The 13,226-nt window shown below is 39.6% G+C and carries 18 protein-coding genes and 1 riboswitch; of the genes, 13 read left to right on the top strand and 5 right to left on the bottom strand.

Going from position 1 to position 13,226, the window contains the following annotated elements; all coding sequences use genetic code 11:
- Positions 1–3: 3 nt before the first annotated feature.
- The 3 genes from aroE to NSQ54_07345 are packed head-to-tail and all read right to left on the bottom strand — an operon-like array spanning position 4 to position 2,476.
- Positions 4–840: a shikimate dehydrogenase gene (gene aroE / locus NSQ54_07355; protein WYP27897.1), complete on the bottom strand. Its 837-nt coding sequence runs from the start codon at positions 838–840 to the stop codon at positions 4–6.
- 11 nt (positions 841–851) lie between these two features.
- Positions 852–1,973: a ribosome biogenesis GTPase YqeH gene (yqeH, locus tag NSQ54_07350; GenBank protein ID WYP27896.1), complete on the bottom strand. Its 1,122-nt coding sequence runs from the start codon at positions 1,971–1,973 to the stop codon at positions 852–854.
- Entirely contained in the window at positions 1,955–2,476 is a 522-nt protein-coding gene (locus NSQ54_07345; GenBank protein ID WYP27895.1) for a YqeG family HAD IIIA-type phosphatase, read from the bottom strand. The genes yqeH and NSQ54_07345 overlap by 19 nt, the downstream gene beginning before the upstream one ends.
- A 413-nt stretch (positions 2,477–2,889) precedes the next feature.
- Here NSQ54_07345 and NSQ54_07340 point away from each other — a divergent pair, with 413 nt between their 5' ends.
- Entirely contained in the window at positions 2,890–3,030 is a 141-nt protein-coding gene (locus NSQ54_07340; GenBank protein ID WYP27894.1) for a sporulation histidine kinase inhibitor Sda, read from the top strand.
- A 28-nt stretch (positions 3,031–3,058) separates the two neighbouring features.
- Here the strand turns inward: NSQ54_07340 and NSQ54_07335 are convergent, their stop codons facing one another.
- On the bottom strand, positions 3,059–3,274 hold the full coding sequence (locus NSQ54_07335; GenBank protein WYP27893.1) for a hypothetical protein: 216 nt from the start codon (positions 3,272–3,274) through the stop codon (positions 3,059–3,061).
- Positions 3,275–3,502: 228 nt separating this feature from the next.
- On the opposite strand from NSQ54_07335, the gene NSQ54_07330 reads away from it, so the two are divergent.
- Genes NSQ54_07330 through mnhG form a run of 7 tightly spaced genes read left to right on the top strand, consistent with a single transcriptional unit; the run spans position 3,503 to position 9,249 of the window.
- Entirely contained in the window at positions 3,503–5,911 is a 2,409-nt protein-coding gene (locus NSQ54_07330; GenBank protein WYP27892.1) for a Na+/H+ antiporter subunit A, read from the top strand.
- A complete protein-coding gene (locus NSQ54_07325) occupies positions 5,908–6,339 on the top strand; it encodes a Na(+)/H(+) antiporter subunit B (protein WYP27891.1) in 432 nt (143 codons plus the stop codon). Before NSQ54_07330 ends, NSQ54_07325 begins: the two co-directional genes overlap by 4 nt.
- Positions 6,339–6,677: a Na(+)/H(+) antiporter subunit C gene (locus tag NSQ54_07320; GenBank protein WYP27890.1), complete on the top strand. Its 339-nt coding sequence runs from the start codon at positions 6,339–6,341 to the stop codon at positions 6,675–6,677. The genes NSQ54_07325 and NSQ54_07320 overlap by 1 nt, the downstream gene beginning before the upstream one ends.
- Positions 6,670–8,151 carry a Na+/H+ antiporter subunit D gene (locus NSQ54_07315; protein WYP27889.1) on the top strand — a complete coding sequence of 494 codons (1,482 nt, stop codon included), beginning with the start codon at positions 6,670–6,672 and terminating at the stop codon, positions 8,149–8,151. Before NSQ54_07320 ends, NSQ54_07315 begins: the two co-directional genes overlap by 8 nt.
- A 3-nt stretch (positions 8,152–8,154) precedes the next feature.
- The gene (locus tag NSQ54_07310; protein WYP27888.1) at positions 8,155–8,631 is read left to right on the top strand and encodes a Na+/H+ antiporter subunit E; all 477 of its coding nucleotides are present in this window, start codon (positions 8,155–8,157) and stop codon (positions 8,629–8,631) included.
- Positions 8,631–8,906: a Na(+)/H(+) antiporter subunit F1 gene (locus NSQ54_07305; protein ID WYP27887.1), complete on the top strand. Its 276-nt coding sequence runs from the start codon at positions 8,631–8,633 to the stop codon at positions 8,904–8,906. Before NSQ54_07310 ends, NSQ54_07305 begins: the two co-directional genes overlap by 1 nt.
- Positions 8,893–9,249 (top strand): monovalent cation/H(+) antiporter subunit G, encoded by a 357-nt coding sequence (gene mnhG / locus NSQ54_07300; protein ID WYP27886.1) that lies wholly within the window; start codon positions 8,893–8,895, stop codon positions 9,247–9,249. The genes NSQ54_07305 and mnhG overlap by 14 nt, the downstream gene beginning before the upstream one ends.
- 17 nt (positions 9,250–9,266) lie before the next feature.
- Here mnhG and NSQ54_07295 read toward each other — a convergent pair whose 3' ends face one another.
- Entirely contained in the window at positions 9,267–10,049 is a 783-nt protein-coding gene (locus tag NSQ54_07295; protein ID WYP27885.1) for a phosphatidylserine decarboxylase, read from the bottom strand.
- Positions 10,050–10,182: 133 nt separating this feature from the next.
- On the opposite strand from NSQ54_07295, the gene pssA reads away from it, so the two are divergent.
- The 5 genes from pssA to NSQ54_07270 all read left to right on the top strand — a co-directional run bounded on the left by pssA (position 10,183) and on the right by NSQ54_07270 (position 13,189).
- Entirely contained in the window at positions 10,183–10,722 is a 540-nt protein-coding gene (gene pssA, locus NSQ54_07290) for a CDP-diacylglycerol--serine O-phosphatidyltransferase (GenBank protein ID WYP27884.1), read from the top strand.
- A 254-nt stretch (positions 10,723–10,976) separates the two neighbouring features.
- Positions 10,977–11,249, top strand: a complete 273-nt coding sequence (locus NSQ54_07285) for an HU family DNA-binding protein (GenBank protein WYP27883.1) — start codon at positions 10,977–10,979, stop codon at positions 11,247–11,249.
- 17 nt (positions 11,250–11,266) lie between these two features.
- A riboswitch (TPP riboswitch) is annotated at positions 11,267–11,365 on the top strand.
- Between the two features lie 128 nt (positions 11,366–11,493).
- Positions 11,494–12,300, top strand: coding sequence for a bifunctional hydroxymethylpyrimidine kinase/phosphomethylpyrimidine kinase (thiD, locus tag NSQ54_07280; protein ID WYP27882.1), 807 nt, complete (start codon positions 11,494–11,496; stop codon positions 12,298–12,300).
- A 23-nt stretch (positions 12,301–12,323) separates the two neighbouring features.
- Entirely contained in the window at positions 12,324–12,989 is a 666-nt protein-coding gene (gene tenA, locus NSQ54_07275; protein ID WYP27881.1) for a thiaminase II, read from the top strand.
- Positions 12,990–13,054: 65 nt separating this feature from the next.
- The gene (locus NSQ54_07270; GenBank protein WYP27880.1) at positions 13,055–13,189 is read left to right on the top strand and encodes a YjcZ family sporulation protein; all 135 of its coding nucleotides are present in this window, start codon (positions 13,055–13,057) and stop codon (positions 13,187–13,189) included.
- The last annotated feature ends 37 nt before the right edge of the window (positions 13,190–13,226 follow it).

The following is a 13,226-nucleotide window of genomic DNA, read 5'->3' as shown; positions in this document are numbered from 1 at the left end:
CATTTACTTTTTATTTAATTGGTCTAACACAACTTCTTGCATTGGCAGGACGTCGGGATAATGACCCGTCCAATGTTCAATGGATAGGGCACCTTGTTGTACAAACATTCCTACCCCGTTTAGCGTATGGGCTTTTTTTCCCTTGGCTTCTTTTAGTAATGCGGTCTCTAATGGGTTATAGATTAAATCACTAACGATAGACCCCGCCGCAAGATTCTCTAACGAAATCGGTTGATCCGAAACATGTGGACTCATCCCTACTGACGTTGTGTTAATAATAATTGAAAAATCTTCTAGCTGCTCTTCCACTTTAGATATCGTTGAAGCTTGAACAGAGGTTTTGGCATCGGAAAACATATCAGCTAGTGTTTGTGCCTTTTCTTCCGTTCGATTAGCAATCACAATCTTACTAGGCTGATGAGCAGCTAAAGCTGCAATAACTGCCCGGGCTGCTCCACCGGCACCAATAACTAAAATAGATTGGTCAAGAAGATTTTGAGCAACCGTAAGCAAAGATTGGATATATCCTCTTCCGTCTGTATTAAACCCTTTAAGATATCCGTCTACGTTCACAATTGTATTAACCGCTCCAATTTGTTGCGCCTCTTCGTCAATTTCATCAAGGTATTTCATCACTTCCACTTTATGAGGAATTGTTACATTACACCCGCTAATCCCGAGCGCTCGAATTCCATTGACTGCATTCTCTAATTGATCTGGCACTACATCAAACGCTTCATAGGTAGCTTCTAGGTTCATACTTTTATAAGCCGTCTTATGCATAACGGGAGACATTGAATGGCCAACAGGTGACCCGAGAAGACCAAATACTTTTTTCATGATTCCACTCCTCAGCCTGATGTTATAGATGGTCGAATGGATACACCAACACCTTTAGGAGCGTAGGCTTCGATTTTTATATTTTCTCCTCTAACCGTAACCCAACCTAATCCGGAGAAAACAATATCACTTAGCTGATCAGTAATCGTAAAGGAATGCTTGACTAAGTCCAGAGGTTCCTCTTGATCTGGTGGCACAAGGAGAGTGCCTGTATGCTGTTTGTATAGTTCATCCGCCTTATCGAGCTTTGTACGATGAATCATTAATTCATTTGATAAATAACAAACAAATGATGATCGTTCACCTGCTACAAAATCCATTCTTGCTAATCCACCAAAGAACAGTGTCTGTTCACTGTTTAATTGATACACTCTTGGCTTAGACTCTTTTTTAGGTGTAATCGTCTTAAGACCTGCTTCCGAGACATAATGAGCCATTTGGTGATGATTAATAATACCTGGCGTGTCAAACATTGTTTGTCCATCATCAAGCGGAATATCGATTACATCCAGCGTTGTACCTGGAAAGTGCGAAGTTGTAATCAATTGGTCCGTATCACCCGCAAATTGCTTAATCAACTGATTAATAAAAGATGATTTCCCTACATTCGTACAACCAACAATATATACATCTTTTCCTTTGCGGAGTTCATCGATTTGAGCTGCAACTTCAAGTACACCTTCGCCAGTTTTTGTACTCATTAACGACACAGCCTTTGGAGTTAACCCAAGTTGCTTCGCAGAGTATTTCATCCAATTGATTACTTTATTACGATTAATCAGTTTTGGTAGCAAATCAACCTTATTCCCTACAAGGAAAACATCGTTACCACCAGCAAATCGATGCAGACCCGGTAGCCAGCTACCTGTAAAGTCAAATACATCAACAACCTTTACGATTAAAGCGTTCTTCTCAGAAATTGTATTTAAGATTTTATAAAAGTCATCATCTGTTAGTGAAACATCTTGTACTTCATTATAATGAGTTAAACGATAACATCTCTGACAAATAACGACCTCGCGTTTTAATGCTGAAGGTGGAGCATAACCGAGCTCACCTTTCTTTTCTGTTTGAATTTCTACTCCACAGCCTGTACAATAAATCGGCTCTGTGTTTAATCCTGATTCTCCCACTGGATCAACCCTTTCTTTCTCATCCATCTTAAAACAAAGCGCTCAGCGCGTCGATTTAATAAGGTAGCGAGTCCATCCGACTTCGCAACCGGAACCACTAAAATGGTTTGAAGACCCGCACGATTTCCTCCGAGTACATCAGTGAAAATCTGATCACCGACTACAACTGTCTCTTGAGGAGTAACCTCCATTTGTTTGCAGGCCCGAATAAAAGAACGTCTCATTGGTTTTCTGGCACTATGAATGAAGACCATTTCTTCAGGGTCCGCAAATGCCTTCACGCGCTTCTCTGTATTATTTGATACAATCGTGACAACCATATCATGTTCTTTTATCCTTTTTACCCATTCTCTTACTTCAGGGGTAGCCTCTGGTCGATCCCACTCCACCAATGTATTATCTAAATCCGTAATAATTGCTCGGATACCTTTTTTCTGCAGTTCATCTAAATTAATTTCATAAATGCTCTGAACATACTGATTAGGTAAAAGGTTTTTGAACATCCCTACACCTCATTATTTTCAAATGTGCTCTCATCGACTTTTCTATCAATGTAAAACTATACCTTCTAACACTCCTTAAATCAATGATTTCCACTAAAAACACTACTTCTTCACTTGATCTAGGTAGAATTCAAATAATTCTTTCGACAATATTTGTCAATCGATTTTATTGTGGATAACTTTATACACGATATAAAACCTCATTAGATAAGCACTATTCCCTTTTATACACACTATGAACACAGGTTATCCACGCTTGTTTGTGGACAAACGAACGATTGTTCTCCTTTGTAGAACGTGGTAGGATAAAAAAAACAAGAACATGATTCGTTGAGAGGTTCAACGTTTACCCATTTTGGACAAACCATCTTTAAAGGGAGGTGACCCTGCTAGCGCATAGGCAGCAGGACAAGATGAAGCATTTATCGGATGATCTTCTCATTGAAACGTATTATAAAGCCATTGAACTTGAACTAAGCAACGAGTTTGTAGAACTCATTAAACTTGAAATTGTAAAGCGGTCTCTTGATTCAAAGATCAAGCGTACATCTTAAGAATATACAGTAACAAAAGAGGAGCGCCTTATTCAGGCAGCTCCTCTTTTGTTTGTTTAGGACGGATTTTGATGTACTCTCTTGGAGCAAACTCTTCGTTCCAATCCTCATCCACCCCTTGAATCGCAGGACCATTTCTTTCATTTAATCTTCTCTCATGATTAACGGATTCTGATATTCCGCCAGCTACCAAAAGAGTTAAGAAAATGCCCCCACAAATGATTGCTTTCGTTCTAGTTTTCATCCCACATACACCCTATGTTTGTCTTATCTAAATTGTGGGTTGATTAAACTAAAAATATACATTTAACAAATAAATTATCCTGTTTCATACGCCTTTCTTCATATTTATAAGTCTAATTTCAAGGGCCATTCTGTCCTTATGTCTTCCTTTTCTTTTAAAGTATTCTTTGCTAGAGTCGTTATAGAGAAAAGACGTTTTGTTGAATGTTTCGAGCGAGGAGGTAACGTCTTGTCAATTTTACACTGGGCTATACTTACACCCTTTTTAGCCGCTATTTTTATCCCGTTTTTGTTTCGCTACATTAAAAAAGCTCATACAGGCTGGTTTGTCTTACTGGTTCCAATTGCTTTGTTTGTGTACTTTATCTCGTTTTTATCTGATACATCGGATGGGAATGCCATCACAAAAACGGTAGATTGGGTACCTTCACTCGGTGTTCAATTCACTGCTTATGTTGACGGACTTAGTTTATTGTTTGCTTTACTTATTTCTGGTATCGGTGCTTTAGTCGTTCTTTATTCCATCTTTTATCTCGATAAATCAAAGGAACAGCTTAACCAGTTTTATGTATATTTATTAATGTTTATGGGAGCCATGTTTGGTATTGTCTTATCAGATAATTTAATCGTTTTGTACATTTTCTGGGAATTAACAAGCTTAGCTTCTGCATTATTAATTAGCTACTGGTACAAACGAGATAAATCCATTTATGGTGCTCAAAAATCAATGCTTATTACAGTGTTTGGTGGATTTTCAATGCTTGCGGGCTTTTGTTTATTATATGGAATCGCAGATACGTTTAGTATTCGTGAGCTAATCGCGCAAGCAGATTTAATTTCTTCTAGTACCATGTTTGTACCGGCAATGATCTTAATTTTGCTTGGTGCGTTTACTAAATCAGCGCAATTCCCCTTCCATATCTGGCTTCCAGATGCGATGGAAGCTCCAACACCCGTTAGTGCTTATCTTCACTCAGCAACAATGGTTAAGGCAGGGATCTACCTTGTCGCTAGAATGACCCCGATATTTGGTGGCTCATGGGAATGGTTTTGGATTATTACAATCGTGGGACTCATTACGTTGTGCTGGGGTTCCATTTCAGCCGTAAGACAAAAGGATCTAAAAGGAATTCTTGCCTTCTCTACTATTAGTCAGCTAGGTATGATTATGGCCCTCTTAGGAATAGGTTCAGCTTCTTATTTCTATGATTCAGATCAGTCTACGGCTTACTTCGCAGTAGCAACAGTTGCCGGGATCTTCCACCTTTTAAACCATGCTACGTTTAAAGGCGGCTTGTTCATGGCTGCTGGTATTATCGATCACGAAACAGGGACAAGGGATATAAGAAAACTAGGTGGCTTAATGAGTATCATGCCTGTCACCTTTACCATTTCTTTAATTGGTTTAGCTGCAATGGCTGGCCTTCCACCGTTTAATGGCTTCATATCAAAAGAAATGTTCTTTACGGGTACTTTAAGAGTGACAGAATTGTCTGAGGTTGGCAGTTTAGGCATGCTTATTCCGATTTTCGCTTGGATTGCCAGTATCTTCACCTTTTTATACTGTCTTATTATGTTTGTACGCACATTCTTTGGTACATACAAGCCAGATGAACATGAACAAAAAGCACATGAGGCTCCTATCGGGATGCTCATCAGCCCGCTGATTCTAGTTAGTCTTGTTATCATCATTGGCTTGTTCCCTGGTCTTGTAGCAAAACCACTTATTCAACCTGCTGTTACAGCCATATTACCGACACTCGCAACGAACTCTGAATTTGCTGTGAAGCTGTCAATGTTTCATGGATGGAACTTGGAGTTGTTTATGACCATCGGTGTTGCGATTGGTGCGATCGCTTTGTTTTTATTAAGTAAAAAATGGGGAGAGCTTGCTTTGTACAAGCGCGAGCGGGATCCACTTAACACATTGTACGATCGTGGTTTAGATGGCCTTATTTCAGGATCACAGGTTATTACAAGAGCTCAAATGACTGGATTGCTCAGAGACTATTTCTCTTATATGTGTGTGTTTATCGTAGGCATTGTTGCATACACCGCTTTTCGTTCAGATGCATTTTTGTTTTCAATAAACGAGTCTGCACCCGTTCCTTTTTACATGTGGATGTTGACAATCGTATTTATCCTAGCAACGATTAGTACACTTTTTGTGAAAAAGCGCATGACACTTGTTATTGTTGTTGGCTTTGTTGGTTTCTTAATGGCCCTTCTGTTTGTTGTCTTTAGAGCACCAGATTTAGCGTTAACTCAGCTTTTAGTTGAAACCGTTTCGGTGTTATTGTTCATGCTTGCTTTTTATCATTTACCTGAGCTTCCAAAAGAAACAGCAAAAACACCTGTTAAAGTAAGAAATATTTTGATCTCAGCAGGTGTTGGAGCAATGGTTACATTAATCGGAATTAGCTCATTTATCATGGGCTCAAATAGTGGATTAACTTCCATCTCCGAATATTTCATTGAAAACAGTAAGGAGCTTGGGGGCGGTTACAACATGGTAAACGTAATCCTCGTTGACTTCCGTGGACTCGATACGATTCTTGAAGGATTGGTACTCGCTATAGCGGCACTTAGTGTCATTGCCATGATTAAATTAAGGTTTAAAGGAGGCGAAGATGTATGAACAAGTCAAATGATATCTTACTCCATTACCTGACGCGTATCACCGTATTCTTCGTCTTTATCTTCTCTATTTACTTGTTTTTCGCTGGTCACAACCAGCCTGGTGGCGGGTTTATTGGTGGCCTCATGACGGCTTGTACGTTTCTACTATTATTTTTAAACTTTGATCGTGAGAAGATTAAAAAGGCGTTACCTTTTGCTTTTACTTCATTTATTGCGATTGGGTTGCTCCTTGCACTTGGAACAGGAGCTTGGAGCATGCTCTTTAATGGTGATCCGTTTCTCACTCACTACTTTGATTACTTTGACTTACCCTTTTTAGGAGAAACTGAGCTAACGTCAGCCCTTCCTTTTGACCTCGGAATTTATTTCATTGTTGTGGGAATAGCTGTGACCATCACGTTAGCGATTGCGGAGGATGATCAATAATGGAAATCTTAATGTCTATCATTGCCGGTGTTCTCTTCATGACAGGGACGTACCTTCTACTCTCTAAAAGTCTGTTGCGTGTGGTTATGGCCCTTGTACTCTTATCACATGGATCTCACTTATTACTCTTAACAATGCCTGGGCTAACGAGAGGTGCGGCTCCCCTACTTAATTTAGGTGAGAATACATTCACAGATCCGTTGCCTCAAGCCATGATTTTAACGGCGATTGTAATCAGTTTTGGGATTACTGCTTTTCTTTTAGTACTTGCGTATCGTACGTATAAGGTTCATAAAACAGACGATTTAGAAGAATTAAGAGGTTCTGCAGATGAATAATTTATTAATTTTACCTATTTTAATTCCAATGGCGATGGGAGCCCTACTGATTCTTTTTCAGCGTCAGCCAAGGGTACAACGTGTATTAAGTTCACTGACTGTTCTTGCGCTATTAGCTCTTTCTGTGTACTTATTACTCTTTGTTTATCAAAATGGAATTGTATCATTAGAATTCGGAGACTGGCCTGCTCCGTTTGGTATTGTCTTCGTAGCTGATCTCTTCTCAGCTTTTATGGTTATCCTGTCATCACTCATCGGCGCCATTTGTTTATTTTTTGGTTTTTTCACCCTTTCAAAAGAAAGAGAGAAATTCTACTATTATCCTTTCTATCTTTTCCTTATGACAGGCGTGAATGGTGCGTTTTTAACTGGAGACTTGTTTAATTTATTTGTCTTTTTTGAAGTAATGCTCATCGCTTCTTACATCTTAATTGTGTTCGGTGGAACAAAGTATCAGCTTCGTGAATCATTTAAATATGTTGTCATCAATGTATTTGGTTCTATTTTATTCCTTGTAGCAATGGCTTATATCTACGGAATTACCGGAACGGTTAATATGGCTCATCTTGCAGTGAGAAATGCTGAACTTGGACAATCTGGTGCTCTCCAGGTGTCTGCTATTATTCTGTTAATTGTTTTCTCAATGAAAGGCGCCTTATTCCCTTTGTACTTCTGGTTACCTAAGTCGTACTACGGCCCACCTTCAGCTATTGCTGCTTTATTTGGCGCACTTTTAACCAAAGTTGGCATTTATGCAATCATTCGGATGTTTACACTTGTCTTTAATCAAGATATTGCATTCACTCACACATTGATTTTAATAATGGCAGGATTAACGATGTTTTTCGGAGTGCTTGGGGCTGTGTCACAATTCGATTTCAAGCGTATTCTTTCTTACCACATTATTAGTCAAGTTGGCTACATGGTGATGGGATTAGGCTTATTCACAAAGACTGCCATTGCTGGGGCTGTTTATTATATCGCCCATCACATTATCGTAAAAGCAGCTCTCTTTCTTTTTGCCGGTGTCACTCAACGAATTACGGGAACGACAGACTTAAAGAAAATGGGAGGGCTTCTTGGTACACACCCTTTGCTTGGATGGATGTTTTTTGTTTCAGCCATTTCACTTGCTGGTATTCCACCACTTAGCGGTTTCTTCAGTAAATTCCCACTGATTTTGGACAGCTTAACGAGTGGCCACTATATCATTGGGGCAGTTGCTTTAATTGTTGGACTGTTAACCTTGTTCTCCATGTTAAAGATCTTTATCTATGTGTTCTGGGGCGAACAAAAACATTCTGAAGTACAAGCTAACATTAAGGTAGGCAGCTTATTACTTCCAATTGTTCCCCTTGTATTATTAACGATCGTACTAGGGTTTGCAGCCGAACCGATGTTTACGTTTTCGCTTCAAGTTGCAGATCAGTTACTTACACCTAGTACATATATCGATGCTGTTTTAGGAGAGTGAGCCATGGCTATACAAATTGTATTAAATCTTATCGCAGCAATAGCGTGGATGTTATTTCAAAACAGTTTCACCTTTGTTGATTTTGTCATCGGATATATTATTGGAATTGTTGCTTTGTTTTTAGCTAGGCCTTTGCTAGGATATACGTTTTACATGCGTAGAGTGGTGGCTGCCATTAAGCTGTTTTTACTTTTCTTAAAGGAATTAGTTGTCGCAAACATTGATGTGTTAAAAGTTGTTCTCTCCCCTAAGTTAAACGTGTCTTCCAGCATTATTGCTGTTCCAACACAGCTTGAAACGAAGGGAGAGATTACACTTCTAGCTGTGTTAATTACACTGACACCTGGAACATTATCAATGGATTTCTCCGACGATAGTCAAACCATCTATATACATGCGTTGGATGCTCCAGATCGTGAGCAATTTATAAAAGACATTCAGCAAACATTTGAACGTGCCATTATGGAGGTGACCAGATAATGTTTTCAACGGTTTTAATGATTGTTTTAGGCATTTTATCTGTAGCTCTTTGCCTTTGCTTTGTAAGAGCCATTATTGGACCGACAACTTCTGATCGGATTGTTGCTCTGGACACGTTTGGCCTAATATTAGTTGGAACAATTGGTACTTTGATGATTCAACAGAAAACCATTGCTTACTCAGAAGTACTTCTCGTTATTGGAATTTTAGCCTTTGTTGGATCTGTTGCCTTATCGAAGTTTCTAGAAAGAGGTGGTTTGTTTGAACGCGATTGAATGGATCATCTCCATCATACTACTAGTAGGTGCCCTTTTATGCTTGCTTGCAGCGTTTGGAATTAACCGGCTTCCTGATGTCTATTCAAGACTTCATGCGGCTGGCAAAAGCTCCACTCTTGGCACTGCCTCTCTTTTACTGGCAACGTTCCTGTATTTCTTATTGGAACAGCAGCAATTTGTAGGAAAGATTATGTTGACGATTTTCTTTATTTTCATAACCTCCCCGATGGCCGCCTTAATGATCGCACGCTCTGCTCATCGTGTAGGTGTCCCATTTAGCGACAAAAACGGCCGAGATGACCTTAAAGAAACCTATAAAAAAGACGAACATTCTAAATGATGTTCGTCTTTTTTCATTTATCGACTAGCTACTTTTTCTCCCATTTTCACTTCAATTGGCAGATGTGATTTTGTAAACTGTATCATCTGCTGATCCCATATTAAAACAACCGTGGACCCAAATGAAAAGTAACCAACCTCCTCACCCTTCTCAACGTGCTCTGAGGCATGAGTTAATTCAATTGAATTGATGTTCATGGCTCCTACCTTTACCATAGCCATTTTGTGCCCATCCTCTGTTTTAAGCTCTGAAATGACACGAAAGTTACCAGAAAGGGGCTTTTTTCCGTAAGTCATCCCTAATTGATTCACAGGATACGAGCGTGATCCCAATGACCACCTCTTCAGAATGGAACCAGAGAGCGGTGCATGAAACCGGTGATAATGACTAGGGCTTAGATAAAACACTGCATATTGACCATTTTCATATGCTTTGGCTGCTTGTTCTGACCCAAGCATAGTTGCAAGAGAATAGGTTTGCCCTTTCACAGTGAATGTCTCGTCTCTATTAAGGTTCCCCTGCTCAGCCAACACGCCGTCAACTGGACTGATAATACTGTTAGAACCTTGGTCGATTGACCTGATATTCTGTTTTAGCTCGCGAATGAAAAACGAATGTAAGCTGTCAAACTCATTAATAGGTAAATGAATTTCTTCTTTGTTTATATTAAACGTCCGTATAAATAATGGGATAAAGGGCTTACTTACTTTTGAAGTGGAAAATTGCTTTAATCGTTTGGACAAAAAAGGTCCATTTGTAAGCTCCACACATGCACAAAAAAACCAGCGAAAACCTTTCATTACATGTCTCCATTCATTCTTATTTTCTTATTTACTCTGTTTCTTGCCTTATTCTCATGATATAATTATAGATTCATACAGTTTTTAGCAGTTCTGTTTTATTAACTGTATTATAAAAGGAGAGTGAACGAAGGTGTTCTTATTACAAAGGCTTGATTCTTCTTTAAAGAAGGTTAAAGGCCAAATTGCAAACGCCTTAACACTAATTAATTTAGGCTTTGGAGCTTTAGCTATTATCTATGTATTCCATGATCAATTAAGAGTTGGATTACTTCTTATTGCCATTGCAGCTGTCTTTGATCGTTTAGACGGAGCGGCGGCACGCAAATTTAATGCAACGTCTGAGCTTGGTAAACAGCTTGATTCCCTGAGTGATATTATTTCCTTTGGTGTAGCCCCTGCCATGCTTATGTACCAAGCAGCGTTAGTTGAGTTTGGAATGCCTGGAGCTATTTTTGCGATTATTTATATTATGTGTGGTGCTTTGCGTCTGGCGCGTTTCAATATCACAGAATCTAATCAATATTTTGTTGGATTACCAATCACGGCTGCTGGTTGTATTCTCACATTTTTAACTCTATTCGTCAATTATATCCCTAATTATGTATTTATGTATGTGATTGTTGCTCTTTCTCTCCTTATGGTCAGCCCATTCCGTGTCCGCAAATTTTAACTCAGAATCTTTGATTGTTTACCAGGAGAGGACGCATAGCAATCACGTTTTCTACGATATCGTATATTTTGCTTAAAAATGATAAAAAAGTCTCTATTGAGCGTTTATTTACCCCATATCTCTTGACTTAACAAGGATTCATGAGTAAATTTGAATGGCAGGTTATTAAATACTTGTCGTAAATAAAGATTGTTATGTCGCTACTTTATGTAATGATCTTTTCTATCTTAAAGGAATGAAAGGGAGTTATCTCAATGAACAAAACTGATTTAATTAACGCAGTATCCGAACAAGCGGATCTATCTAAGAAAGACGCTTCTAAAGCAGTAGACGCTGTATTTGACAGCATTACTTCTTCTCTAGTAGAAGGTGGAAAAGTACAACTTGTTGGTTTTGGTAGCTTTGAAGTACGTGAGCGTTCTGCTCGTAAAGGCCGTAACCCTCAAACTGGTGAAGAAATTGAAATTCCAGCAACAAAGAACCCTGCGTTCAAACCAGGTAAACAGCTTAAAGACGCTGTAAACTAATAAAAATTGAATGACAGACTAACCACTAGGGGTGCACGATGCTGAGAGAGGCGATGCCTTAACCCTAATTACCTGATCTAGTTAACACTAGCGTAGGAAAGTGGCACGTAATTGTCCATACATATTAGATCGTATGGTTTATCTGTTCGTTTATGTGCACCGCTTCTTATGAGAAGCGGTGTTTTTTTAGGAGCTGAATCTATCATACCCGGTGTAAGTTTAAACGAAGAAATGAGGAATGAAAATGGCTATCCATACAGCAGTAACCATTGCCGGAACAGATCCTACTGGTGGTGCTGGAGTACAAGCTGATTTAAAAACATTTCAAGAGCGAGAAGTTTTTGGCATGAGTGTGATTACATCTGTTCTCGCTCAAAATACAACCGGCGTTCAGATGATCAAACATATGCCCATAGACCTAATTCAAGCTCAGCTTGAATCGGTTTTAACGGATATTCCCCCTTCTGCGGTGAAGACAGGGATGATTGCGACCCCAGAAATGATGGAGGCGCTTGTCGGTTACTTACAATCCATTCAAGTGCCATACATCTGCGATCCAGTTATGATTGCTAAAAGCGGGGATCCCTTAATGGATGAGCATTCTCGTAAATCATTACGCGAAACCTTAGTACCTCTAGCAACCATTGTCACACCGAACATTCCAGAAGCTAGTGATTTAATTGAAATGAACATTGAAACGGTTGCTGATATGGAAAAAGCAGCTAAACTCATTGTGAATGAACTTGGTGCTAAAGCCGCTGTCATTAAAGGCGGCTATCGAACAGATCATTCTACAGATGTTCTCTTCACAAACCAAACCATGACACATCTGCATGCAGACAGAACCAATACAAAGCATCTACACGGCACTGGCTGTACCTTTTCAGCGGCAATCACTGCAGAGCTTGCAAAAGGCAAGTCCATTGAGGAAGCCGTCTCCATTGGAAAAGCATTCATTACGGATGCGATTTCTTATACTCTTGGGCTTGGATCTGGAAATGGACCAACAAATCATTGGGGATTCCGTTTAAAAGGATTACCTGGCGAATAAAAACAATGGTGAGGAGTGAGTCGATGTCTTTTACGAGGGAATTACGACAAAAAGCAGATTCAATCTGGAAAGCGAATCATGAGCATGTCTTTGTTCAAGAAATTGGATCAGGCACGTTAGATGTTGAGGCCTTTAAGTATTATATGAAACAGGATTATTTGTATCTCATTGAATACGCGCGAGTATTCGCACTTGGTGTTGTGAAGGCTCCAGATTTGGATACAATGGCTACCTTTGCTGACTACTTACAATCTACTCTGCATGAAGAGATGTCCCTCCACCGTTCATATGCGAAGCGATTGGGCATAACAAATGAAGAGTTAGAACATGCGATTCCCGCACCCACAACGATTGCTTATAGTAGTTACATGATCAGCGAAGCACAAAAAGGCTCCTTAGCTCATGTCATTGCAGCAATTCTTCCGTGCGCATGGAGTTATTCGGAGATTGGCAAACGGCTAGCAAAATTGCCTGGAGCCCTTGACCATCCTGATTACGGAGAATGGATTCATATGTATCAGGACGATGAATTTAAGGCCATTGCTGACTGGTTATGCGCAAAGCTTGATGAACTTGCACACGCTCTCGGAGAAGCTGAACGAAAGCAACTTGAAAACATCTTCCTTACTTCAAGCCGGTTTGAATATTTGTTTTGGGACATGTCTTATCAGCAGTCACATTGGGAGTAAAATCGGCAAACAGATTCTAACATAAAATAAGTACCCCTTTCTCTTGTTGCTGCATAGTCTATGTTATGTCTTGGAAAGGTGGTGGCAACATGGGAGAATTTGAATGTGGAAAAGGCGGCGGTTACGCTGGTGGCGGCTTCGCGTTTATCATTGTTTTATTCATTCTGTTAGTAATCATTGGAGCTAGCTACGTATACTAATTCCCAGTAGGTCGGAGCCACTTAAGTAGTGGCTCTT

Origin of the sequence: Alkalihalobacillus sp. FSL W8-0930, from assembly GCA_037965595.1 — a bacterium.
Lineage (GTDB): Bacteria > Bacillota > Bacilli > Bacillales > Bacillaceae_D > Alkalicoccobacillus.
This window is presented reverse-complemented; position numbering and strand designations above follow the sequence as displayed.